Source organism: Psychrobacter vallis (assembly GCF_904846715.1).
Lineage (GTDB): Bacteria > Pseudomonadota > Gammaproteobacteria > Pseudomonadales > Moraxellaceae > Psychrobacter > Psychrobacter vallis.
The window spans coordinates 36,218-59,491 of the sequence record NZ_CAJHBU010000012.1 but is presented as its reverse complement, the minus strand read 5'-3'; the positions used below and the strand labels follow the sequence as shown (position 1 = coordinate 59,491).

Annotated in this window: 23 protein-coding genes; 8 read left to right on the top strand and 15 right to left on the bottom strand. The window is 42.8% G+C overall.

Annotation, left to right across the window (positions count from 1 at the left end; translation table 11 throughout):
• Positions 1-574: 574 nt before the first annotated feature.
• Positions 575-1,417, top strand: coding sequence for an alpha/beta hydrolase family protein (locus JMY02_RS08980; RefSeq protein ID WP_227678461.1), 843 nt, complete (start codon positions 575-577; stop codon positions 1,415-1,417).
• 36 nt (positions 1,418-1,453) lie between these two features.
• Here JMY02_RS08980 and JMY02_RS08975 read toward each other — a convergent pair whose 3' ends face one another.
• A complete protein-coding gene (locus JMY02_RS08975) occupies positions 1,454-2,149 on the bottom strand; it encodes a putative quorum-sensing-regulated virulence factor (protein ID WP_201597341.1) in 696 nt (231 codons plus the stop codon).
• A gap of 301 nt (positions 2,150-2,450) precedes the next feature.
• Here JMY02_RS08975 and JMY02_RS08970 point away from each other — a divergent pair, with 301 nt between their 5' ends.
• Positions 2,451-3,041, top strand: coding sequence for a M23 family metallopeptidase (locus JMY02_RS08970; protein ID WP_201597340.1), 591 nt, complete (start codon positions 2,451-2,453; stop codon positions 3,039-3,041).
• A gap of 153 nt (positions 3,042-3,194) precedes the next feature.
• On the opposite strand, the gene phoR is transcribed toward JMY02_RS08970, so the two are convergent.
• The 3 genes from phoR to dtd form a co-directional block, all read right to left on the bottom strand.
• Positions 3,195-4,286 carry a phosphate regulon sensor histidine kinase PhoR gene (phoR, locus tag JMY02_RS08965; protein ID WP_227678459.1) on the bottom strand — a complete coding sequence of 364 codons (1,092 nt, stop codon included), beginning with the start codon at positions 4,284-4,286 and terminating at the stop codon, positions 3,195-3,197.
• Between the two features lie 223 nt (positions 4,287-4,509).
• Complete coding sequence (gene phoB / locus JMY02_RS08960; RefSeq protein ID WP_021814191.1) at positions 4,510-5,214, bottom strand: phosphate regulon transcriptional regulator PhoB; 705 nt, start codon at positions 5,212-5,214, stop codon at positions 4,510-4,512.
• Positions 5,215-5,437: 223 nt separating this feature from the next.
• Complete coding sequence (dtd, locus tag JMY02_RS08955) at positions 5,438-5,893, bottom strand: D-aminoacyl-tRNA deacylase (protein WP_201597339.1); 456 nt, start codon at positions 5,891-5,893, stop codon at positions 5,438-5,440.
• Positions 5,894-6,032: 139 nt separating this feature from the next.
• Between dtd and asd the strand changes: the two genes are divergently transcribed.
• Entirely contained in the window at positions 6,033-6,869 is an 837-nt protein-coding gene (asd, locus tag JMY02_RS08950) for an archaetidylserine decarboxylase (protein ID WP_201597338.1), read from the top strand.
• A gap of 99 nt (positions 6,870-6,968) precedes the next feature.
• Here the strand turns inward: asd and JMY02_RS08945 are convergent, their stop codons facing one another.
• The 9 genes from JMY02_RS08945 to fadB all read right to left on the bottom strand — a co-directional run bounded on the left by JMY02_RS08945 (position 6,969) and on the right by fadB (position 15,604).
• A complete protein-coding gene (locus JMY02_RS08945) occupies positions 6,969-7,574 on the bottom strand; it encodes a DUF1287 domain-containing protein (RefSeq protein WP_201597337.1) in 606 nt (201 codons plus the stop codon).
• Positions 7,575-7,680: 106 nt separating this feature from the next.
• Entirely contained in the window at positions 7,681-8,310 is a 630-nt protein-coding gene (locus tag JMY02_RS08940) for an HD domain-containing protein (RefSeq protein WP_201597335.1), read from the bottom strand.
• Positions 8,311-8,424: 114 nt separating this feature from the next.
• Positions 8,425-9,000, bottom strand: coding sequence for an isochorismatase family protein (locus JMY02_RS08935; protein WP_201597332.1), 576 nt, complete (start codon positions 8,998-9,000; stop codon positions 8,425-8,427).
• 203 nt (positions 9,001-9,203) lie between these two features.
• Positions 9,204-9,482, bottom strand: a complete 279-nt coding sequence (locus JMY02_RS08930) for a hypothetical protein (RefSeq protein ID WP_201597327.1) — start codon at positions 9,480-9,482, stop codon at positions 9,204-9,206.
• A 2-nt stretch (positions 9,483-9,484) separates the two neighbouring features.
• Complete coding sequence (locus JMY02_RS13790; protein ID WP_227678460.1) at positions 9,485-9,745, bottom strand: rhomboid family intramembrane serine protease; 261 nt, start codon at positions 9,743-9,745, stop codon at positions 9,485-9,487.
• A gap of 146 nt (positions 9,746-9,891) precedes the next feature.
• Positions 9,892-10,899: a hypothetical protein gene (locus JMY02_RS08920; RefSeq protein WP_201597321.1), complete on the bottom strand. Its 1,008-nt coding sequence runs from the start codon at positions 10,897-10,899 to the stop codon at positions 9,892-9,894.
• Between the two features lie 75 nt (positions 10,900-10,974).
• The gene (locus JMY02_RS08915) at positions 10,975-11,853 is read right to left on the bottom strand and encodes a hypothetical protein (protein WP_201597319.1); all 879 of its coding nucleotides are present in this window, start codon (positions 11,851-11,853) and stop codon (positions 10,975-10,977) included.
• A 187-nt stretch (positions 11,854-12,040) separates the two neighbouring features.
• A complete protein-coding gene (fadA, locus tag JMY02_RS08910; RefSeq protein WP_201597317.1) occupies positions 12,041-13,213 on the bottom strand; it encodes an acetyl-CoA C-acyltransferase FadA in 1,173 nt (390 codons plus the stop codon).
• 231 nt (positions 13,214-13,444) lie between these two features.
• Positions 13,445-15,604 carry a fatty acid oxidation complex subunit alpha FadB gene (gene fadB, locus JMY02_RS08905; protein WP_201597315.1) on the bottom strand — a complete coding sequence of 720 codons (2,160 nt, stop codon included), beginning with the start codon at positions 15,602-15,604 and terminating at the stop codon, positions 13,445-13,447.
• 766 nt (positions 15,605-16,370) lie between these two features.
• Between fadB and JMY02_RS08900 the strand changes: the two genes are divergently transcribed.
• On the top strand, positions 16,371-17,444 hold the full coding sequence (locus JMY02_RS08900) for a polyprenyl synthetase family protein (RefSeq protein WP_201597312.1): 1,074 nt from the start codon (positions 16,371-16,373) through the stop codon (positions 17,442-17,444).
• Between the two features lie 69 nt (positions 17,445-17,513).
• Entirely contained in the window at positions 17,514-18,332 is an 819-nt protein-coding gene (locus JMY02_RS08895; RefSeq protein ID WP_201597311.1) for a DUF72 domain-containing protein, read from the top strand.
• A 259-nt stretch (positions 18,333-18,591) separates the two neighbouring features.
• Here JMY02_RS08895 and JMY02_RS08890 read toward each other — a convergent pair whose 3' ends face one another.
• Together JMY02_RS08890 and JMY02_RS08885 are read right to left on the bottom strand one after the other, a co-directional pair.
• A complete protein-coding gene (locus JMY02_RS08890) occupies positions 18,592-19,422 on the bottom strand; it encodes an NmrA family NAD(P)-binding protein (RefSeq protein ID WP_201597310.1) in 831 nt (276 codons plus the stop codon).
• Positions 19,415-19,894, bottom strand: a complete 480-nt coding sequence (locus JMY02_RS08885; protein ID WP_201597308.1) for a nuclear transport factor 2 family protein — start codon at positions 19,892-19,894, stop codon at positions 19,415-19,417. Before JMY02_RS08885 ends, JMY02_RS08890 begins: the two co-directional genes overlap by 8 nt.
• 58 nt (positions 19,895-19,952) lie before the next feature.
• On the opposite strand from JMY02_RS08885, the gene JMY02_RS08880 reads away from it, so the two are divergent.
• The 3 genes from JMY02_RS08880 to JMY02_RS08870 all read left to right on the top strand — a co-directional run bounded on the left by JMY02_RS08880 (position 19,953) and on the right by JMY02_RS08870 (position 23,120).
• Entirely contained in the window at positions 19,953-20,639 is a 687-nt protein-coding gene (locus JMY02_RS08880; RefSeq protein ID WP_201597306.1) for a TetR/AcrR family transcriptional regulator, read from the top strand.
• Positions 20,640-20,789: 150 nt separating this feature from the next.
• Complete coding sequence (locus JMY02_RS08875) at positions 20,790-21,965, top strand: metal-dependent hydrolase (protein ID WP_201597304.1); 1,176 nt, start codon at positions 20,790-20,792, stop codon at positions 21,963-21,965.
• Positions 21,966-22,100: 135 nt separating this feature from the next.
• Positions 22,101-23,120, top strand: coding sequence for a hypothetical protein (locus JMY02_RS08870; protein ID WP_201597302.1), 1,020 nt, complete (start codon positions 22,101-22,103; stop codon positions 23,118-23,120).
• The last annotated feature ends 154 nt before the right edge of the window (positions 23,121-23,274 follow it).

The following is a 23,274-nucleotide window of genomic DNA, read 5'->3' as shown; positions in this document are numbered from 1 at the left end:
TATCAATTATTGTATTGAGTGCGCTTATTGGTACGCGTTTCTGAGTGGAGATTAAGTGTCAAAAAATATCTATTCAAATCTTTGTAGACAATCTTATCAGACAAACTAGGGCGTGTCCTCATTTTGAAAATGGTTATAAAAATGAGATAAATTGAAGCCAAACAAGGAAAATAGTGCTGATAATATCGGGATATTAACCAGCTATTTGACACAGTTTGGCGAATATTTAGCCATTTTTAAGCCATTTAGGCATCCTCGTTCAGATTGAGGACACGCTCTAGATAGAACTTGGAAGTCATTCTTGTTCGCCGCGCTTAGCAGCATTTATCTTAACATAAGCAATGGCATCACGTGGTAGCAACGATTTACCACTACGCAATAACGGCTCTTTTAACGTTCAGCCTTGATAAATAATGTCAAATAAACCAGTATTTTTTCTATTAAAAACGATAAAAACTATTAAGGTAAAACCATGGATAATCATAAAACGCCTTCTTCTGTAGCGCAACGCAGCGATATTATTGACGCTACCATCAAGCCCCAGACGGATATCGACACCTACTTACTGAGTATAATGACCGACCGTAACCAGCCATTAGCCGCGACTGTGCATCGACCTAAAGAAGCGGTAAAAAAAGCCATCATGATAGCCCCAGCAACGGGCATCAAACGACAGTTTTACCATAATTTTGCGACGCACTTAGCCAGTCATGGCTTTGGTGTGCTGACCTTTGACAATGAAGGGATTGGCGAATCACTGTCGACCCATTTGGCGAAATGTGACGCGTCTTTAATCAGCTGGGGTCGTCATGATATGCCAGCTGTGCTCGATGCGTTGCAAGATGAGTTTGCCGATGCCACTTACCACCTAATCGGTCATAGCGCAGGCGGTCAACTGATTGGTTTGATGCCGAATCACAAGGTCATTGCCTCTGTATTTAATGTGGCTTGTTCCTCAGGCCGTATCAAAAACATGGAATTGCCTTATAAGCTCAAAGCGATGAGCTTTATGGATGCCTTTATTCCTGTCACTAACTTAGCATTAGGTTACACGCCTTCGGATAAAATTGGTATGGGTGAACCGCTGCCGCGCGGTGTTGCGAAGCAGTGGCGTGAGTGGTGCAATGGCGCAGGCTATATCAAGACAGCCTTTGGAAAAAGTATACACACGCATTTTTATGATGAGATAAACATGCCCGCATTGTGGCTCGGCTTTAGCGATGATGATATCGCCAATAGTAAAAACATGGACGATATGATACGCGTATTTACAAAAATGCCAGTCGAAAAGCGCTTTTTAGAACCCAAGGATTTCGGACTGCACCATATCGGTCACATGCGTTACTTTAGTAGCAGAACCCATGCCAAAGCGCCCCAGTTATGGCAAATGGCGGTGGATTGGTTAAATAAGCAATAATAATTTTAAACTTATATCAAACCTCGATGAGTCGAGTTATTCCTTGATATGCTCTGTCGCCTCTTCTGCCTTAACCCGTTTGGTCAATGCAGAATAAAGCGACGGCTGCATGTTATGGATGTTACCAAGCATCCATTTCACATAGCTGATAGGTACGTCTTTGATTGCCTTACCCTTATGCTTGCCAAAAGGCATCTTACTCACAGGATTGGCAGTATTAGAGATGGCATGTGCCGCCACAAAATCGGTCGGTGCAATCTCTAAACGCTCACAGCACGCCCGATACAGTAAATAACACATACGAGCATCACCCAACGCGTCATGAGCCGCAACCGTCATCTTGCTCGCCTCACCGTTGCCCAATAGCTGCTCGATACACTTGGACTGACCATAAGCACGCCACTCTGGAAAGGCGGCGCGCGCCAGCCTCACCGTACAAATTAGCTTGGTAGAAGGACTGCCAATCACACGCCAATCGAAGCGGACATTATGACCAATTAAATACTCGGGTAATTCAAATTGTTCCAACTCAAAACGCTCAAGACCAGCGACATCTTCATCAGTAATGCCATGCACCTTGATGACAACTGGTGATATTGGACGACCACTATTAAAGTACTTCATCCACTCATAGCCCGTAGCGACATTGATAGTCGCGACTTGGATAGGCCGTGGATCATGACCTTGATCGGTTTCGGTGTCGATAATCAGGGCAGTATCAAAATCAGTCATAAGGCATGATCCATAAGTCTAGATAACAGTCGTGGTATCTTATAGTCAAGTTGATATAAAAAAATGCAGCCAGACTGGTATAAATTTTTTGTAGCCTCTGGCAGCAACCGCACAGCAAGCCATAAAAATTTATACCAATCCTGCGTCATGATATCGTGTATCCATTTTATTTAGTATGGACTATAGAGCAAGCACGCCATTGATGGGGACAAACTTGTTATATAACAATGCTATACAAACGTAAACCAATAAAACCAATATACTAGCAGTTGAAACGATCTAAAAAAGATAAGAGATTTTAATGCTACCAAACGATGAAAACAAGCAACAAAAACCTGCGCTTTTAAGCCGCGTGCTAAAGGTGTTGATTAGGGCTACTGTGCTGTTAGCATTATTGTTTGTACTCGATAAACTACTCCCAAGCATTAGTCACCAGACACAGTCATTTGTGGTAGCGAAATGGCAACAGCTCAGCCTAATGCAACAAGAACTACCCACAGAAAACAGCTTACCCAATCCGCTGCCCGAACAGCGACTGACCGATACTTGGGGCGCCGCGCGTAGTCAAGGACGCTCACATGAAGGGATTGATATCTTTGCCCCGCGAGGCACACCGATTCAAGCAACAACGCAAGGCATCGTCAGTAAAGTTGGGGAAAATAATTTGGGTGGTCGCGTGGTCGTGGTAGTAGGACCAGGGGGTGCAGGGCATTACTATGCCCATTTAGAAGACTATGCTGACATCGCGCCCAATGACTGGGTAAATGCTGGTGACATCATTGGTTATGTTGGTGATAGCGGCAACGCCAAAGGCACACCGCCTCATGTCCATTATGGCATTTATATCAATGGCAGCGCCGTTAACCCATATCCGCTTTTGCAAAAAGACTGAAGTTGGTAGAGACTAGGATAAATTTTTTGTAGCATCGAGCTGCGAAGGCACAGCAAGCCAGAAAAATTTATCCCAGTCTAGCATCATGATATCTTGTATCAATTCTATTTATTATCAACTATAGTTTATAAAAATTAGCAAGAAATTTTAATATTAATCGGTGGACGCAGAGCGAACGTAAGCTGCTGGAAACACCATACTAAAAGTCGATCCGACTCCTTCTACTGACTCAATTTGCAAATTGGCGTCATGTTGATATAAGACGTGCTTTACAATTGCTAGTCCCAGCCCAGTTCCACCGGTGGCACGGCTACGACCTTTATCAACGCGATAAAAACGTTCAGTCAAACGTGTGATATGCTCCGGCGCAATCCCAATACCATTGTCCTCGACGGCAAAGCGACAGCCATCAGCAGTCTTTGTCCAGCTGATAGCAATATTGCCACCTTTTGGTGTGTATTTAATGGCATTAATGACCAGATTGGACAACGCACTATTTAGATACATCTCTGAACCATACAGCCCATCATAGGTATCTATCTGCAAATGAATGGTATGACCATATGCTTGATTGTAAGCCTGCGCATCGTCATAAACATTGGTAAGCAAGCGGGTCATATCGATATAATTAAGTTCATGAGTCTCTTCGATTTCAATGCGAGACAACAGCAATAAGTCATTCACAATCCTATTCATACGGGCAGTTTGCTGAGTCATCAGCTCAAAACCGCGTCGCCAATGCGGTGGCATATCTGGTTGATCTGAGAAATTTTCGAGATAACCCATCATTACGGTCAATGGTGTACGCAATTCATGCGAGACATTCGCTACAAAGTCACGACGCATCTCCTCTAAATGCTGCAAGCGCGTCACATCATAAATAATCAGCAGCTTCTCATCGCCGAAAGGTGTGAGTTCGCATTTCAGATAACGCTTAGGGTCTTGCCATGACTCTATATGCACACTCTCATTAGATGCTGTAGTCGCTTGATAATATTGACGAAACTCAGGCACACGAATAAAATCAAAAATACTTTTGCCTTTATCGTCTGATTGTAATGACAATAACTCTTGAGCAGATTGATTCCACCATTCCAAACTGTCATGTTCGTTAAGCAAAATCACTGCATCTCGTAATGCCCCTAAGGCGCTTCTGATTTTTTTGAGTTGATCCGTTGTATTTTGTTGGGCGATTGGCTCTAACTGATTCTGCGGCTCATTTTCCATCGACGTGATGCTGCTCATCTATCCTCCTTACCACTACTCGCTGTGTTACGTTAGATTACGATGACACTTCTGATTGTGAATTACTTATAATAAGTTACTATAGTCGGTTCAATAAAAAAAAGAGACTGGGATAAATTTTTTTAGCCTCTGTCGGCGTAGGCACAGCAAGCACAAAAAATTATCCCAGTCTCACGTCATAATATTGAGTATCCATTTTATTTGATATCGACTGTATCATAAACTACATGGGTTCAATGAGGCTAGAAAATCGATAACCAGTACCGCGTACCGTTTGTATCAACGTATCACAGTTATGTGGGCGCAGTAATGTACGTAAACGTTTGATATGGACATCAATGGTTCTGTCTTCAATATACACATTGCCACCCCATACTTGATCCAGCAATTGTGTCCGTGTATAAGCACGCTCTGGATGGCTCATAAAAAATGCCAATAAGCGATACTCAGTAGGCCCAACCTCAATAACTTTACCAGCAGCCATCACGCGTTGGCTTTTTGGATCTAAACTTAAATTGCCTATTTCGATCGATTTATCGTTACTGAGCGCACTACTACGGCGCAGCACCGCTTTGATTCTTGAAATCAACTCACGCGTCGAAAATGGCTTGGTCATATAATCATCCGCCCCAGCATCGAGACCGTGAACCTTGCTGTCTTCTTCGCTTTTGGCGGTCAGCATAATGACTGGTATCTCAGAGAGCAAATCATCGTTTTTTAGCATACGACAAAAATCAATGCCGCTTTTATCCCCCGGTAGCATCCAATCCAACAAAATCAGTGCTGGCCTGTGATCGACTACTTGTTGATGCGCTTCTGACACATCAGCTGCCTGCAAGCTATCAAACCCTGCCATCTCTAGGGTCATTACGATCATTTCACGAATGGCGGGTTCATCTTCAACAATCAAAATTTGCTCATTGTACATACGGCATTCTCAGTGTTAGAGGACAAAGTTTAGCATGTAAAAAAGGCGATAAATGCTCGCCAACTTCTCTCTATTAAACAAATTAATTATGACAACTCGATGACATTGGGCTTTTAAGCGATGAATATAGTCAGCTCAAGATAAGAAAGACACACTTATAGTAACGTACTACTGGTATGATTTTTAGATTGAATCGACTGTAGCTGACAACTTACTCAATCGTTTAATCCACTTCTAATAAAAAGTTCAGTGGTCCATCATTGATACTCTCAACTTGCATATCAGCACCAAATTGACCAGTGGCAACATTAGGATATTGCGTCTGAGCATAAGCAACCAATTGCGCAAACAATGTTTTTGCCGCGTCAGGTGCCATCGCTCCACCAAAATCAGGACGACGCCCTTTGTCCGTTTTTGCCATTAAGGTAAACTGTGATACCAATAATAACCCACCACCGACTTGTTGCACATTTTTATCCAGTTTACCGTATTTGGCAGGATCATCATCATTGTTAAAGATACGATAAGTGAGAATTTTATCGATCATCCGCTGTGCACTCTGCAAGCTGTCCTCATGTCCCAAGCCAATATAAGCCAACAAACCCTGTTCGATTGCACCAACACAATGATCATCGACAATGACCTTAGCGTGGTCTACCCGTTGTACAAGTGCTTTCATTTACGGCCCTCTTTATTTTTATTTATAAATGGAATGGCTTACAGATTATGCTCATACAATGATACGCTGTCCATGATAAAATACCGCCATTTACTTGCCCATTAATTATTACCTCACACTCTATTTTGGTCGCCTTACTATGAATTTATTCACCACCTTACAACAGCTTGTCCCGCAGCAGCAACTGAGTAAAGTCGCTGGGCGTTTGGCTGCCAGCCGTCATCCATATGTCAAACGGGCATTTATCCGTGGCTTTGCCAAAGCCTACAACGTCAGTCTCGATGAGTATGAGCGCCAGAGTCTGAATGCGTATGAGAGTTTCAATGACTTTTTTACACGTGAGCTAAAAGAAGACGCTCGCCCGATCGATGCCACCGTCAACGGCATCGTTAGTCCTGCTGACGGTATCATCTCTCAGCTCGGACAAATCGAAGATCATAAATTGCTACAGGCCAAAGGTCGTCACTATGATGTCGGGCAACTGCTCGCCGATAGCGAAGATGGTAGCTATTTTGCCGATGGCAGTTTTGCCACTGTTTATCTGGCACCAAGCAATTATCATCGCGTCCACATGCCATTTGCGGGTACGTTGACCAAGACACGCTACGTACCGGGTACGCTGTTTTCGGTCAATAATACCACTGCTGCCAATGTACCTGACCTATTTGCCCGTAACGAGCGTTTGGTGTGTATGTTTGATACCAAATATGGTAAAGCTGCCGTGGTGATGGTTGGCGCTATGATTGTCGCTGGCATCGAAACCGTAGCGACTGGTAAGATCACTCGTACCGATGACATACAAGAAGCCGATCATGATATGGACTTTGCAGCAGGTGATGAGCTTGGACGTTTTTATTTAGGTTCGACCGCCATCATCGTGCTGCCAAAAGCAGCAAAAGCGGATTGGCAAGACAGCATGAAAGCCAATAGTGTGGTACAGATGGGACAACTATTGGGTGTTGCTAACACTCAATAGACGAGCGATTTAACAACTCAAAAAAGCTCAGTTCAGCATCCTAATTTATGCTTAACTGAGCTTTTTAGTGTGGGTAACTGTTTTATCGCAACATAGTAGTTAATAACGGAAGTGCTTGAGAATAGGATAAGCAAATAAGATATTTTCTTCTTGCGTGCCGCGTCCGATATTGTGAATGATCAGCGGTGTACCATCCGCAGAGACTTTATCGGAGACGATGCCCGTGTGCGGCAGATTGCCATTCGGTAATCGCCACGTCACCACATCTCCTGCTTGAAAACTGTCTTTATCAGTCGTCGATAATGTCTTTCCGTGACGCGCAAAAAACACTTCAAGATTGGGCACTCGGCGATGATCGATATTCTCATCGGTTGATTTCAGCCCCCAATTCTTTGGATAAGCCGACCAATTTGACTTCATATCATGGTTAACTAATTGCTGTAGATCTATATTTTGCAAGCGATAAGCGCGAATAATGACATCGGTACAGACGCCTGTTTCTATCGGTACATCGCCACGCGGAAAATCCAACTTGCGGTAAGCAGGGTCATAGCTGGTGGTAATACCGATTTGTTTTTTGGCATCGCCTGCCAATTTATCACCATTGCTAATAGGCTCGGCAGCCTGCGTTAGTTGCGCCAAACTTAGGATGCTAATAAAGACGAGCGATTTAGCGAAAACCTTATAAATGCCAATGACTCTCATTTGACGACCTCTCTATGTAATATACTTAACCGTGCATTTAGCTAGGGTATGAATGCTCTACTAGTTGAAAAATATAAATATTTAAACAGCAAAATGATGGCTGTATTTAAGCATCAACCAACCACCCTCGCTCGGTGGCATATTCAATATTTTTCGATAACCAATCATGAATAGGAGGAAAGCTGTCTTTAATAAAGGTATGAGCACCCGCGACTTGCGTACGTGTGACACCAAGCTCAATCCACGTTTTTCCATGGGTATTTAGATTTAGCAAAAATGGCAACAAGCGATCAACGACCCTAAGAAGCTGAGCCTCTTTGCTGATACCTGTCTCCTGTGCCTCCCAAATCTCACTCAAATCACCAATGCCATTGCCCCGCTCGCGTTGCAATCTAGTGATGCCAGCGCGCTCTTCAACGTGTGCATCACGGCGTGTATTGGCATATAAAAAAGTATCACCCGCATCAATTTCGCCCAAATCATGTACCAGCGCCATCTTAAGCAATTTTTCGTGATTGACGTCCAGATCAAACAACTCAGCGATTGACCAGCACGCCATCGCTAAATGCCAAGAATGTTCGGCAGAGTTTTCTTGTCGAGTGGTATTTGTCACGTAACTACGGCGATTCACACGTTTTAGGGCATCTAATTCCAGTAAGAAATGAGTGACATCATCTATGTCGATAGTTGAAGCGGCTTTTGGATTCGTTAATGACATAGGCGTGTTTAAAGACATATTTCTCTCTGATTCTTTGATAGTTTTAACTCTTACTTTTGTGGCCAAACGCAAAATAGCGCTTATCTTACCAAGCGCTATCTCATTTAAATCTACTGAAATGGGCTAAACCCGCTATTTTATTAAATTACTAATGGTTTTAAAAGCTGGGTCTTCGCTGCTGCGGCACAATTCAAACAAAATGGTTTCTACGGTCGTAATGACTCCGCCTGCACGGCGAATACGGCGAATGGCTTGTTTTTTATCATAGGGAAAACGCGAACCAACCGCATCACCAATAATGACGGGCTGCATCCCATTATCAAGCAAATCAAGCGCCGTTTGTAGCACGCAAACGTGTGCTTCGACCCCCAATAATAAAATAGTGCTACGATTTTGCTGTGCTAAATGGTGCCATGTATCATTATTATCGCAGGCACTAAACGTGACTTTTTCAAAGCTTTTTGCATTATCACCTGTTAGTACATCACGTATCTCGGGCAACGTATCGCCCAATCCTTTTTTATACTGCTCATTGAGCATGATGGGGATATCAAGCGCTTGTAAACCTTTAATAAGCATCACGGTTTTTTTGATGATATTTTCGTGGTCATAGATGTGCGGCGTTAGGCGCTCTTGTACATCGATAATCATCGCTTGCGTGTTTTCGCGAGCGATTCGATAGGTGCGATCGGTAATCATAGTAGACATAGTACACTCCTTGTACGGCTGATATTTATTATTAAAAACTACTTTAGAGTTATCATCAATAGTGTCTTGGCTCAGCTTACTCTTATTTAGTCATAGTTTGCTGGATGCGTCAATGGAGATAATTTTTAATAATGATTAATAACTATTATCCACGCTTGATTAATACTACTTGATATAGGTTCTTAATGAAGGATAGCCAATAACTATATATTATGGCGCCTAGCATTTTGTAATAAAGACTGTTTTTGAGTCATAACCATTACCACACCAGAAACAACACCAAAACATAAAGTTGAAAGATAATACTCCATGTAACTGAGCGTGTTTATGAACTCAACAAACATACTAGATAACACAATAGTCAGTATTACACCCACGGTAGCACCATATATTTCTCTATATTTTTTATTAAAGATCTTATACATAGTCAACATCATCGCAATACCAAACAAGCTAAATATAGCGCCCCAAGCACCCGACATGTTCATATCATAATAGAAAATACCTGAAATATTAGAAAAGATTCCACACATAAAAAGGCAATCGTAAAACGTATAGGACCTAAGACTTTTTCCAAAATAGAACCTACCGCAAACAGCATTCCCAGACTCATTGCTAAATGCATAATCCCTGCGTGTACAAAAATCGATGTGGCTACACGTAAATACTTACCAGCTTGCAGCGCGTCCGTAGTCAACCCACCTACCTTATCTATCTGCCTGGATAAAAGAGTTATGATATCCATATCCATGAATATGGTTAGTATAAAGGCACCTATACAAGTCAGCATCAATACTAACGTTGCAGGTTGTTTTTATTACTTCTAAAAAGAGCCCCTATACTTTTTGACCCATCCTTCACTGGATCTCGTTTTTTTACATGCTTTTGTATTTATATGTGTTTTCGTGTGCCCTTCTTTTCTTGGTTATCAATATCTGCTGCAAGAATAAGCAATAAGCACACTCCCATACCAATCATAAATGAACCAAACCCCCAGACGAAATCACGATCTAAGCTGTCAGCAAGCAATCCTGTTTCAGGTTTTAATATCAAAGGTGGCAAATTAGATTGCCTATTAGCCGTAGAAATCGTGTGTAAGTAAGCATTTCTGCTATTTGATAATTTAAGTTTCTTAAAGTATCTGATATTAGAGAAGTCTTTGGCTTCGTACTTATGGCGCGAGTCATTGATAAACGCTGCATATTGACTGTCTTTAATACTTTGGTCTACACGATTATCGTAGCTTGTACGGTATAAAGAACCTAGCCAAATATTCTCAGCGGCTATAAATGGCGTGGCAATGTAATAATCAATATGCAATGTTGAGTCAAAATATCGTCCACTGACTACTTGTGTTTCTATATAAGAAACCTGCTCTAATTTTAGTGGTTCAAAATCATCTACTCTGAAATACTTTTGCTTTGGATAGTGACGAATATCATTCAGGTTGTTTATTTCAATAACCTCGTAAGCAGCTTTAGACAAATATTTTTGGCTTAGAACAAGCGGTATCACTAATGCTAAAACCATAGTTATAAAAAAATAGCCTGAACTACTACGCTTAACCCACTTTAAGGTCAAAAGCTCGTACCTCGGCCACATCCAAATACTAACGACCAAGATTGATAAAAAACAAGGAATACCAAAATCCCAGTAGCCTTCCTTTAAAGGTAGAACGTCTAAATAAATATCAAATACCCAGCGGAAAGCACCAAAAAGCAGAATAGTCTGAATGCTCAAACCTAAATAAGGAAAAAACACCTGCTTGAGTTTTATTTTGATTGCATCTTGTACACTTAAATTTTGTGCTCCCTTATGCCTATCTTTTTTACTTATTCTGTTTCTATTTCTGTTTTTATTCTTATATCTATACTGACTTGGCTTATCGTTATCTCGCATGTACCATTACCACTCGTTTAGATTAAATAACGCCCTAAATATGTAATGCTCAATATGATTTTTTCTTCATGCTCTTCAAGGCTTTTTATCAACTTCAACCCGCAAAATCATTGCTAAACAAATAGCCATACCAATTAAAAAAAACCTAATGAATTTCAGCAACTCGGCGTTGGCATCTTCTGAAAGCGTACCTTGTTTGCCAAGAAGCATATAAGCTTCGCTCTCGTGTGGTTGTGGTAATAACTTAGTAGCTTGTAAATAACCCCTCTTTACGTCTGAATTTTTTATATATTCAAAGTAAGCGATAGATGAGGCATCAAAAACTTTGTATTCATGTTCTGACTCTTCAATAAATCTGTTGAGCTGCCGCCTTTTAGCTGCTTCAGTAATATTATTGTCAATCTCTATGCGAAAGCTTTTTGCTAACCAAATATTTTTAGCATTCACAAAAGGTGTAGCAACATATAAATAAGCCAAAATATGACTCTGATATTTTCCACTCAGCTCAGTAGTCATATGTACTTCAGCCGCTGGTTTATTGATATCAAAATCAGCTATTCGAAAGTATTTTTGTTTTGGATACTGCCGAACCTCGTCAACGTTGTTTATATCGATCACATGATACGAGGCTTTAGACAGATAAGCTTGACTGACAGATAAAGCTGGAAATAAAGACATTATCATTACGAAGGAACATACATTAAAACTTTTTTCTTCAAACAGCTTAAAACGTAATAACCTAACCCTTTTACGCATACCAATCAATACCACCATGACACTCAATATTGTTGGAATAATGAGGTCCCAAATAGTGTCGTTAAACGGCCATATATCTAAATGAATGTCAAAAGTCCAACGTACGACAGCATAAACTACGGCTGTTAAAAGGCTCAACCCTAAAAATGGTAAAAATATTAGCTTGAGCTTTATGGTAATGAGCGCTTTATCTAACATAATTTACCATCATCAACCTAACCCTTATTAATCTCATTGCCTAAGAATGCCTTTCTTCCGTTGGCACTTACTACTGGTAAGGTTTCATTCTTTATAAGCACAAAAAAACGCCCCTAACATAGCGTTAGAGGCGTCCATTGTACAAGATAAAAGTTAAATTAATAAACAAATATCAGCTTTTTAAAAATTACACACGCTCAATAATAGTCGCGATACCTTGGCCAAGACCGATACACATCGTCGCTAGACCGATTTCAGTATCTGACTGCTCCATTGCATTTAGCAAGGTCACTGTGATACGAGCACCTGAACATCCTAGTGGATGGCCTAGTGCAATCGCGCCACCGTTGATGTTTACGATGTCTTGCTTATCAGTCAAGTTCAGAGCTTTTAGTACTGATAATCCTTGAGCGGCAAACGCTTCGTTTAGCTCGATGGTTTGCATATCAGTGATGCTCATGCCAGCACGTTTTAGGGCTTTTTGTGTGGCAGGTACAGGACCGTAGCCCATGATAGCGGCGTCACAACCAGCAACAGCCATACTACGGATACGAGCACGTGGCTTTAGACCTAAGTCTTTGGCTTTTTGCGCGCTCATGACTAGCATGGCTGCCGCACCATCAGATAGTGCAGATGAGGTTGCCGCAGTCACCGTACCGCCTTTTGGATCAAACGCTGGACGTAGATTGCGCATTTGCTCCATCGTCGCATCTGGACGAATCACTTCATCAACGGTGCACAGTTGCAAGCGACCAGCCGCATCATGACCTTCGATACCGATGATTTCATTGTCAAAACGACCTTCGGTAGTCGCAGCCCATGCACGGCGATGTGACTCAAGACCAAAAGCATCTTGCTCTTCGCGCGTGATGTTATTCATACGGCCTAGCATCTCAGCAGTCAAACCCATCATGTTTGAGGCTTTTGCATAATGCTTAGAAGCCGCAGGGTTCAAATCAACACCGTGCATCATGCCGACGTGACCCATGTGCTCGACACCGCCGATGATGAAGACATCACCTTGGTTGGTCATGATTTGGGCAGCAGCGGTGTGTAGCGCCTGCATAGAAGAACCACACAGACGGTTGACCGTTTGGCCACCAGCGGTTTTTGGAATACCAGCAAGCAAACCGATGTTGCGACCGATGTTCAAGCCTTGCTCTAGCGTCTGGTTGACACAGCCCCAGATAATATCTTCAACGTCATTGGTATCAAAGTCGTTACGTTCTACCAATGCACGTACCAGTTCAGCAGATATATTGTCAGCACGTACATGACGGAACATACCATTTTTGGTTTTGCCCATTGCCGAGCGCACGCCATCTACGATGACCACATCATTTGGACTTAAAGTTGTCATACTATCTTCCTTTTCAATTTTTATTGTCAGTGTAGGCAGTTCACTTCATCTCTATGATTTATTTATCTTACGTAAGGCATAATGCGCAATACGAATTGATGCTTAATATCATTTATCAGAGCTACGGTGAACCAGCTAAAACAGTACGTCTGTCATTAAAGAGTATTCATAAATCCATTGCTATCTCTCTTTTGGCAGACGTACCACACTTATCCTAATACGGTATGTTCATTAAGCGACTGAGTAAAAAGTCTCGCCTGCGGCTGCCATATCGCGAATTTTTTGTGGCGCTTCATAGGCTTTGCCAAGATGTGCGTATTTTTCACACAATGCCAAATAGTTATCTAGACCCATTTGGTCGATATAACGGCAAGGACCACCGCGGAATGGCGGGAAACCTACGCCCATAATCATTGCCATGTCGGCCTCGCTTGGCGTGCTCACGATGTTGTCTTCTAGGCAGCGTACAGTTTCATTACAGAAAGCCAGCATGGTACGGTCGATGATGGCTTGTTCATCAAAGGTTTGTGTATCGCTGTCTGTGGTGGTTTTTAGCAGCTCATAAGTGGCTTCATCGGCCACTTTCTTTGGCTTACCACGCTTGTCCATTTCATACTTATAGAAACCAACGCCGTTCTTTTGACCTAGGCGATTGTTTTCATACAGATGCTGAATGGCACCTTTGTAGTCAGGCTTCATGCGATCAGGGAAACCATCCGCCATGACTTCTGCGCCATGGACGCCGGTATCTAGACCGACGACGTCGATTAAGTAAGCAGGACCCATTGGCCAGCCGAATTTTTCCATGACTTTGTCGACATGAGCAAAGTCAGCGCCTTGCTTAAGTAACAAGTCAAAAGCACCAAAGTATGGGAACAACACACGGTTGACCAAGAAACCTGGGCAGTCGTTAACTACAACAGGCACTTTACCCATTTTAGAGGCGAGCGCAACAGTCGTCGCGATGGCTTCTTCAGAGGATTTCTCACCACGGATCACTTCTACCAATGGCATGCGGTGTACTGGGTTAAAGAAATGCATACCAACGAAGTTTTCTGGACGCTCAAGCGCTTCTGCTAAGAAGGTGATAGAGATGGTTGAGGTGTTTGACGCTAGGATACAATCGTCTTTTACCAAGCCTTCTACTTCTTTTAATACCGCACGCTTTACGTTTGGATTTTCTACGACGGCTTCGATAACAATATCAGTCTCGCTAAAGTCACCATAATTCAAAGTAGGACGGATACGGCTTAATGTTTCACCCATTTGCGTTGGGGTCATCTTGCCACGATCCACCATTTTGCCAAGCAATTTACTGGCTTCGCCCATACCAAGATCTAATTGCTCAGACTTAATGTCTTTCATGATAATTGGCAAGCCTTTGCTGGCTGCCTGATAAGCGATACCGCCGCCCATGATACCCGCGCCTAGTACTGCCGCTTCATTGATGTCATGTGCAAGCTTGCTGTGTTTTTTGGCCAGTTTTTTGACCAGCTGATCGTTTAAGAACAGACCAACCAAGCTTTCTGCTTGCGGGGTTTTAGCGGCTTTAGCAAAACCTGCGGCTTCGACTTCAATCGCTTTGTCACGTGGTAAATTGACGTGTTTTTCGATGGCTTCGATAGCGAGTGCTGGTGCTGGGTACTGCTTAGGGTTGGCTTTGGCAAAGATCATACCTTTGGCACTGTTGAATGCCATGGCTTGCTCAAGCTGGTTTAGCTTCACTGGAACCAATTTTTCTTCGCGTTTCGCTTTCCAATCAAGCTCACCTGAGATACATTTTTTGACCAAATCAATCGCCGCATCTTGCAAGTCATCAGCAGGTACGGTTGCATCAACCAAACCAAGCTTTAGTGCATCAAGCGGTTTTTTTGGTGTGCCAGTAGCGATAAGCTCAAGCGCGTTATCGATACCAATGATACGAGTACTACGCACCGTACCACCAAACCCTGGGAAGATACCTAGCTGAGTTTCTGGCAGACCGATAATCGCTTTGTCACTCATGACACGGTATTCACACACCAATGTCATCTCACAGCCGCCGCCCATTGCCGCACCATTAATGGCAGCAACTTTTGGGAATGGCAGGTCTTCAAAACGATTGAAAGCGTCATTGACATGAATGACCCAATCTTTGATCTCGCTTTCTGATTTTTTGAAAGAACCCACAAACTCTGTGATATCAGCACCAGCGATAAACACGCTTTTGGCTGAGGTGACGATAAGACCTTTTACGTCGTCAGCTTTTTCCAACGCGCTGACGGCTTCACCAAACTGTTTGTTGGTTTCGGCATCAAACTTATTCACGCTCTCATTTTCGGCGTTGTACTGCATGTTGGCGATGCCATCCTCTAGCATTGTCACCGTGATGCGATTTCCTTGGTATACCATTTGAAACTCCTTTCTATATAACGAAAGCTACGTTTTAGAGTAAAATAAATAGCCAGTTACTGTTAGTAAAATGGGTAATAGCACTTGTGTGCCCGCTTCGTTGTAAAGACCAACTAGCCAGCACACGAGTGAAGATGTCTTTATTATCCAGCGCTCATGATCTTGTACACACTGCTATGTACTTATTTTAAAGTTTTCCCACAAAATCATACGGCGCTTTATTTATATGCTACTGCTAAAAATACTGATGTTAAAAATAACGACTAAGACATGGCCCAACACTGAACATGAATGATTCATCATCCTGAGTAAAACCCAGCAAGGTCACCATCAGACCGTTATCACGTCAATTAGTGTAGGGGATTATACCCCTAGCTGTCACAAGCTAATGCCATACTCGCAAGTCACTCTTAAATCACTGATAGGCATTTATCTTATTTGTCTTCGATGCCTGCCATATAAAAGAGGCTAAACAGTTGATGTCATTCCATTCATGCCGCTCACTTAGCTTGCGCCTTTATCACAACATATTCAACCAGTGAGTAAAACCGCCAATACGTAACGAGAACTTATGGTCTTATTTCAGTGGTACTTAGCTATTTTTAGGTAAGGCGTGCCAGCAATATGCAAAAAACAATCAATTGATACGGTGTCTCACACAAGCGATATGACCTATCATGCTACACTAATACCGTTTTTACCGTATCCCTGATAACTTTACCGTATCCCTGATAACTTTACTGTGTCCCTGATAAATGGTTGGATTATGACTGTTTCCCCTACTCCTAGCGCGACCTCTTTTGGCTTTATACCTTTTAACTCTGTCTCTTTTCAAAACACTGAGCAATTTCATGGTGCTGTGCGTACGCAATTGGCTCACGATATCGAGGTACTATTTGCTTATGCCGAGCTACCAAGCCCACTGGTCGATGCCTGTCTTTATGTGATGACGGGTCACGGCAAATTGGTACGCCCACTATTGGTTGCTAGTACCTTTGCCAGTGTCAATCATAGTAATACTAATGAAACCGCTAACGATGCCTATAAAAGCCCTGATAAAGAGACCAAGCAAGATAAAGATTTGGAAACGCTGTTAGAAAATGACTCCGATTATGATATGTCGCGACGGGCGGCGTTGGCGGTGGAGCTGCTGCATACTTATTCGTTGGTCCATGATGACCTGCCGTGTATGGATGACGACGAGCTACGCCGTGGTCAGCCAACGTGTCATATCGCCTTTGATGAAGCGGCAGCGCTGCTGGCAGGAGATGTGTTGCAGACGTTAGCGTTTGAGGTGTTGACCGCAGAGATGCCCACATTTGCGCACTTCGATGCGAATATCGCAAGCCAGCTATTAGCGATATTTGCCCCGCGTGCACGGCGTATGGTGGCTGGTCAAATGCTTGATCTCAATGCAGAAGCCAGTACGGACATCTCTCAAGAGAATTTAGAAGCCATCCACCGTGATAAAACGGGCGCGTTGATTGAGGCGGCCATGCTCATGGGCGGTATTTGTGCGGGCGCGACTGCCCCGCAGCGCATGGCGTTGCAAGAATGCGCGCAGCATATTGGTCTCGCCTTTCAAGTACAAGATGATATCTTGGATGTGACCACCAGCACCGATATGCTTGGCAAACCTGCAGGTAGCGATGAAAAACTCGACAAATCCACTTATGTAAAATTGATGGGTGTCGATGATGCAACCAGCTATGCGCAATCGCTGTTTGATGATGGACGTGCAGCCATCAGTCGAGAGCTCAGCGACAATCAAGACAACATCGGCAAAAATAATGATGCGCTATTGGCTTTAATTGAGTGGCTTTGGTCGCGTAAAAAATAGTTTAGCGAATAGTATCTGAATGAAAAACTCAGCAAATTTTATTACCCCAAAAGGCAATGAGTGGTGAAGATGGACAGTAACCCTACCCCGCGTATTTATCTTGGCACTGGCGGCTATAGCGATACCGATTTGCTCGGTACGCTGTATCCCACTGGTACCAAAAAAACGGACTTTTTGCGTGAGTATGCCAAGCAATATGGCGCAGTCGAAATCAATAGTACTTTCTATGCGCCCATCGGGCAAAAAGCCTTTGCGGGTATGGTTGATAAAGCCTATGTGCAAACTGATAGTCAGTTAAAATTTGCCGTCAAACTCCATCAAGACTTCACTCATGCGCGAAAAGGCACTGCCGAACATGCACAGGCTTTTCTTACTGCTCTCACGCCACTTATCGAAGCGAATGCTTTAGCGCCATTATTACTACAATTCCCGCATGGCTTCGATCGTACTCGTGAGCATCGTCTCTACCTTGCCAATCTGGTCAGCTGGTTTACAGACTATCCACTCGCCGTTGAGTTTCGCCATAACGGCTGGCATACACCGCAAGTCGTCGATAGCTTTGTCAAGCAAGGTTTGATTTGGTGTAGCGTTGATTACCCCAAAGTCAGCGGACTGCCACCGTCAAGATTGATATTTACCGAACGTATAGGTTATCTACGCATGCATGGTAATAATCTAAACTGGTGGGATGCGATGAGTGCGGCTGACCGTCATGATTATCGCTATAGCGAAGCGGAGATGCAGGACTGGGCACAAGCGATTGCCAATCAGCGTCAGCATTTTGATACGCTCTATGTCTTTTTTCAAAACACCGTCAATGCGCATGCGTATTATAATATTGCGATGCTGCGAGAAGCGTTGAGTAAGTTTGGGTTTGAAGTGTTGTAGCTCTGGATAATGGTTTTTCATACAGCTTATTATTCATTATATTCAACTCCCTTATTTTCAGAGCACTAGAAAGCACTTATTAGTTTTAACTAAAATGGCTGATCTTATTGGTCATAATCAATCCTAAATAAAAGTGAGACACACGGACATGCTGTCCTACTGGTATGAATTTTTCTCATTGAAGTTTCGCACGTGTAATAGAGGTTTTGAAAAATTTGTTCCAGCAGAACGCTAATTTTTTTGAAATAGATTGACTGTGTTAAGAAGCAACTTTCCATACCAGTGCTTCGCGTTGAGCAAACGCCTCAAAGCTACCCGCCACCATATGCACGTTATCAGTAGTACGGTTTTCTACGCCTTCGCTAATCGCAATATCCATCTGAACAAGGACGTCAGCAAAGTCAGCAGCTACGCCCATTTCACGGAACATTTTACCCAACTCATTAGCATCTAATCGATTGTGTGAGATAGGACGACCAACGGCACCACCGATAATCTGAGCGACTTCATCATAACTAATAGCTGCAGAGCCTGTGAGTATCAACTCAGTGTGTGAAAAGGTCGGATCAATTAGTGCCTCTACTGCGACGGCGGCGATATCTTCGGCATCTATAAATCCAGCCTTTCCATCACCTGTCGCCGAACGAATCATATCCGCACGACAAATACCCATAAGGTGCTGAGATTCAGAGAAGTTCTGCATAAACCAACTAGGACGCAGTACAGTATAGGGCACCGATTGCTGCGCGAGCCATTCATGTACCTTCCCCATCAACGCGCCGCCCTGCTCAAGTGAAGATGAGCTAAGTAATACAAAGCGCTCTACGCCTGCGGTAACAGCCTGTTCAAGAAATGGACGCATGGCATCTAGAGACTCGGCCGTATCAGCAGGCGCAACCAAATACACACTTCTGACATCCTCTAGTGCTGCTGCAAAACTGGTCGTATCGTACCAATCAAATCTTACACGGTTAGAAGCATTAGCGGTGCGTGATGCCGCTTTGACAGGGATGCCACGAGCTTCGAGTTGCTGAACAATGCGGCGACCCGTCTTTCCAGTACCACCAGTGACTAAAATAGTATCACGCATGAGTACGCTCCCGTTTTGTATCAGAAGCAGCAGTCGCTGTATCATTATCCATAATGGATAGTGTGACTAGCGGATTCCAATAGTCACGGTAGCGTTGTATTCTGCCATTGTGCATGGTGATAATTGATACATAGCTTTGGTTATAAGGCTTGCCTGTTGCTGTGGCTTTACCAATACAATCAAATTCAAGAACAACCGTTTTGCCATCTTCACTTCGATGTACCTGCGGCTCGCTGAATGAATCAATAGTGAGTAACCCAGGTAGCCATTTAAGATGATTGGCAATCGCACTTCTGCCTTCTAAAACATCAGGTATACTTGGTGGAGCAAAGGGAAACTCCATGACACCGTCTTCTGCGAACATCTCTACAAAACTGTCGGTAGTAATGGTTAAGGATGAACCTAGCGCTTGAGCAATCATAGTTGAGAATGCAGGAACTAGATTGTTATTTTGTTCATTACCTGTTTTCATGATCTCACCTCATTTAGGACGGAACTATATCGTTCCATCCATATAGGATAACCTTCTTTTGACAAATTACAAGCATTTTCAAGCTGATTCTGTAAAAGATTCGAATGAATCCTCTGATAGCAATAATGTTAAATCAAATAGTCTGACAGAAAGCCGTACAAAAAAACGTGCGCCGTCAGGAGCGGCAGTGATGCAACCTGCCGTTACTGAGGCGCTCACTCAGGCGCTGTTTACTGAATGGGCTATTAACGGATATGGTTCATTGCGCCTTGAAAAGGTTGCCAAACGTGCTGGGGTCGGAAAAGCGGCGCTATATCGGCGCTGGCCTTCTAAGTTTGCAATGGTCGTTGAGCGAATGGAGACTATCGGTATCGAGCTTATCGTGGAGCCTGATACCGGCTCACTATATGGTGATATCTACGAGACATTATTGACATTAAGACGGTTATTACGTCATCCTCTTATCGGTCGAATTTTACCAGATTTGCATGCTGAGATGCGGCGCTCAAGCGATTTGACTGATGCCATCCGCGGACGTTTACAACAGCAACGTCGCGGGCATGCTGAGAAAATTTTTACTCGTGCCATCGCAAGAGGAGAGATACCAGCAGATGCCAATATTGAGCTGTTGAGTGACGCCGTAGCAGGTTTAATTTACTGGCGTATGTTAGTGACAGGGCAACGTGTCAACGAAGATTACTTGAATGATGTGGCAAAAGCCATTGAAGCGATGGCTCGTTGTTAATTTGATTTTTTTAATGGTTAAATTTATTTAGAATACCCCCAATGCGCATGCCTTTTATAATATTTCGATACTGCGAGCAGCATTAATTACCCATAACTTCAACATACTATAATCAATCTAAACCTAATCCCTTAAATTAATAAGAGCGCTATGGATTCACTCAGTCAAATCGTCTTAGGTGCTAGCGTCCAAGGGGCAATACTTGGTAAATATCAAGGCCGCAAAGCTTATCTGTATGGGGCAATACTTGGCACTATCCCTGATTTAGATGTGCTTTTACATTATGGTGATCCAGTCAGCAACATGACCTATCATCGGGGCTTTAGCCATTCACTGTTTGTATTAACTGCATTAGGCTTAGGCGGTGCATGGCTAATAAGTCGCTATCATCAATGGCGTAATATGCCGCTGCCTTATTCTTTTAGGCGCTTAGCATTTGCCATGACATTGGCACTGACGACGCATCCGATATTAGACAGCTTTACCGTATACGGTACGCAGCTATTTTGGCCATTACAAGAGTCATTACAAATTACGCCTATCAGCATCGCCTCAAGGTTTATCATCGACCCGCTTTATACTATACCCTTGCTTATCGCTATGATTGTGGGACTAATAAAAGGTCGCAATTTATCCCTATTTAAACGAGGACTCTTTGCCAACTGCCAACGCTTTGCCATATGGATGCTCATCGTTAGTAGTAGCTATCTATTACTGTCAGTAGGATTGAAATACTACGCGCAAAGTCAAGCCGAGCAAACTTTAGCAGCTGCTGGTATAGACAATATCGTCCGTATCAAAACCATGCCGGTGCTTCCTACTATTCTGATGTGGCGGACGCTCGCAGAAGATAATCAGCATCAGCTTATTGAGCTAAGAGGTAGCACGTTAGATAAGCGCCTTCCCGAATATCGCTACTTAACTCAATATAACGATTCAAAGGCACTTAACGCAAGTTTGCCACAATCTAGCCAGCCTTATGCTTCAAGACTCGATTGGTTCTCCGGTGATTGGACAGGATATAGAACGCAAAAGCCTAATGGCGACGCTAATCAAGACTCTGCTCGAAATAACGAGCAAACCACGCAACTCGTTGTTGATGACTTACGAATGATGGCGGGCGATACCGCATTTTTTAGTTTTGTATTAGCTGATAAAGCCAGTCAAAGTACGCAATGGCAAGCCATCACACCGATAGAAGCACCTGTCGTTGAAGCAGACAACGAGCCTATGCCATCACGTTTTGAGCTGATTCAGCAAGGTTTTAAACGGGTATTTGATGAGACGATGGTGGATGGAGATAATGGCTGGAAAGTTATTAAATAAAGCTATAATCGGTAACGCCATACATTCAATATTTAAAACACTGTTGATGCGCATGCTTATTATAATATTGCGATGTTGAGAGAGGCGTTGGGTAAGTTTGGGTTTGAAGTATTGTAGCTAAAAGAGTAATTCACTATGAAAGATTATCGAAAAACAAAGAATGACATTGTATTAGCTATCGAAGCATTTACTCGCTCAATAGATTCTAGTAATGATTATAGAGGAGACATGCCCTCGCTTGTCCAAGTTACCTCAAATCTTAAGTTGGTAAAATTAGGCTATTGGGAGCGCCTCATTCGTAGTGAACTTGATAGTAATCTGTACCTTACTGCACAGTCAAAATGGGCGCGTTGGTTTAAACCTGCTCCAAAATTGACTTGGCTAGATATTGTCAATGCGGATGGATATAAACGAGAAAAGAGTCTACGCGCGCTATCAAAAGATGGTGCACCAAATGCTTTTTCCCTTGCTCTAGCTGTCCGCAGATTGAATGATTGGGTACCGCAAGTTCGCACAGCTGCAAGAGAAGTACTTCCTTCGCTGCTTAAAAGTACGGAACCTGAATACGTGACTGAAGTCTTGTGTATGCTTCTGATTAATTGGCATTCGTGGGGGAAAATGGAAGAAATAGATAAGCACTTATTTTTAGATATGGTTATTTCTGAAGAAATGGCCTTATTACTTAAATCTCGCCTGATATCCTCTACATCAGGACCAATGCCTTCATTGCTTTCACAAATTGGTCGTACTGGTATTCTCGATAATTATCTTAATGAGATTGCTAGTAATGCTGTCCAACCTTATGTGAGAGCCAAAGCGTATCGCAGCTTATTTGAAGGTCGTATGACGTGGGTTAAAGGTAGGGAGTGGCAATGGATTGATAAATACTATGGTGAAAAAAAATTAATACCAATTATTGCTGAAAGAAAAATTGACGTGCAAATACCTTTTCTTGAATTATTAAATAGATCAGCTGTTGACCGATCTGCTATTGTCAGACAAGTTTCTGCCGAATTTCTTATTAGAAATATTGAAAGCTTAGGTATCCCCGCTAGAAATCTTGCAGAAAAATTTGCAGCCGATAAATCCGCTAACGTAGCAGAACAAGGTCGATTTGTATTGAGAAAGTTAGATGAAAAGGCTTTAGATAGATAGTGTAAAAACCACTTTACTAAACAAAAAAAGGACACCTCGCGGCATCCTTTTTTATCAATCAAATACCTAATTAAAAATTACACTTCAACGCCAACATCTTGACCTTTATATTTTGCGTTTGCCTAGTTCCAACTCACTAACCTCTCTATGAACG

What these genes read in the sequence shown, in the direction of transcription:
- JMY02_RS08980 (WP_227678461.1), top strand. Translation starts at nt 575, where the DNA reads ATGACCGACCGTAACCAGCCATTAGCCGCGACTGTGCATCGACCTAAA.
- JMY02_RS08975 (WP_201597341.1), bottom strand. Translation starts at nt 2,149, where the DNA reads ATGACTGATTTTGATACTGCCCTGATTATCGACACCGAAACCGATCAA.
- JMY02_RS08970 (WP_201597340.1), top strand. Translation starts at nt 2,451, where the DNA reads ATGCTACCAAACGATGAAAACAAGCAACAAAAACCTGCGCTTTTAAGC.
- phoR (WP_227678459.1), bottom strand. Translation starts at nt 4,286, where the DNA reads ATGAGCAGCATCACGTCGATGGAAAATGAGCCGCAGAATCAGTTAGAG.
- phoB (WP_021814191.1), bottom strand. Translation starts at nt 5,214, where the DNA reads ATGTACAATGAGCAAATTTTGATTGTTGAAGATGAACCCGCCATTCGT.
- dtd (WP_201597339.1), bottom strand. Translation starts at nt 5,893, where the DNA reads ATGAAAGCACTTGTACAACGGGTAGACCACGCTAAGGTCATTGTCGAT.
- asd (WP_201597338.1), top strand. Translation starts at nt 6,033, where the DNA reads ATGAATTTATTCACCACCTTACAACAGCTTGTCCCGCAGCAGCAACTG.
- JMY02_RS08945 (WP_201597337.1), bottom strand. Translation starts at nt 7,574, where the DNA reads ATGAGAGTCATTGGCATTTATAAGGTTTTCGCTAAATCGCTCGTCTTT.
- JMY02_RS08940 (WP_201597335.1), bottom strand. Translation starts at nt 8,310, where the DNA reads ATGTCTTTAAACACGCCTATGTCATTAACGAATCCAAAAGCCGCTTCA.
- JMY02_RS08935 (WP_201597332.1), bottom strand. Translation starts at nt 9,000, where the DNA reads ATGTCTACTATGATTACCGATCGCACCTATCGAATCGCTCGCGAAAAC.
- JMY02_RS08930 (WP_201597327.1), bottom strand. Translation starts at nt 9,482, where the DNA reads ATGTCGGGTGCTTGGGGCGCTATATTTAGCTTGTTTGGTATTGCGATG.
- JMY02_RS13790 (WP_227678460.1), bottom strand. Translation starts at nt 9,745, where the DNA reads ATGGATATCATAACTCTTTTATCCAGGCAGATAGATAAGGTAGGTGGG.
- JMY02_RS08920 (WP_201597321.1), bottom strand. Translation starts at nt 10,899, where the DNA reads ATGCGAGATAACGATAAGCCAAGTCAGTATAGATATAAGAATAAAAAC.
- JMY02_RS08915 (WP_201597319.1), bottom strand. Translation starts at nt 11,853, where the DNA reads ATGTTAGATAAAGCGCTCATTACCATAAAGCTCAAGCTAATATTTTTA.
- fadA (WP_201597317.1), bottom strand. Translation starts at nt 13,213, where the DNA reads ATGACAACTTTAAGTCCAAATGATGTGGTCATCGTAGATGGCGTGCGC.
- fadB (WP_201597315.1), bottom strand. Translation starts at nt 15,604, where the DNA reads ATGGTATACCAAGGAAATCGCATCACGGTGACAATGCTAGAGGATGGC.
- JMY02_RS08900 (WP_201597312.1), top strand. Translation starts at nt 16,371, where the DNA reads ATGACTGTTTCCCCTACTCCTAGCGCGACCTCTTTTGGCTTTATACCT.
- JMY02_RS08895 (WP_201597311.1), top strand. Translation starts at nt 17,514, where the DNA reads ATGGACAGTAACCCTACCCCGCGTATTTATCTTGGCACTGGCGGCTAT.
- JMY02_RS08890 (WP_201597310.1), bottom strand. Translation starts at nt 19,422, where the DNA reads ATGCGTGATACTATTTTAGTCACTGGTGGTACTGGAAAGACGGGTCGC.
- JMY02_RS08885 (WP_201597308.1), bottom strand. Translation starts at nt 19,894, where the DNA reads ATGAAAACAGGTAATGAACAAAATAACAATCTAGTTCCTGCATTCTCA.
- JMY02_RS08875 (WP_201597304.1), top strand. Translation starts at nt 20,790, where the DNA reads ATGGATTCACTCAGTCAAATCGTCTTAGGTGCTAGCGTCCAAGGGGCA.
- JMY02_RS08870 (WP_201597302.1), top strand. Translation starts at nt 22,101, where the DNA reads ATGAAAGATTATCGAAAAACAAAGAATGACATTGTATTAGCTATCGAA.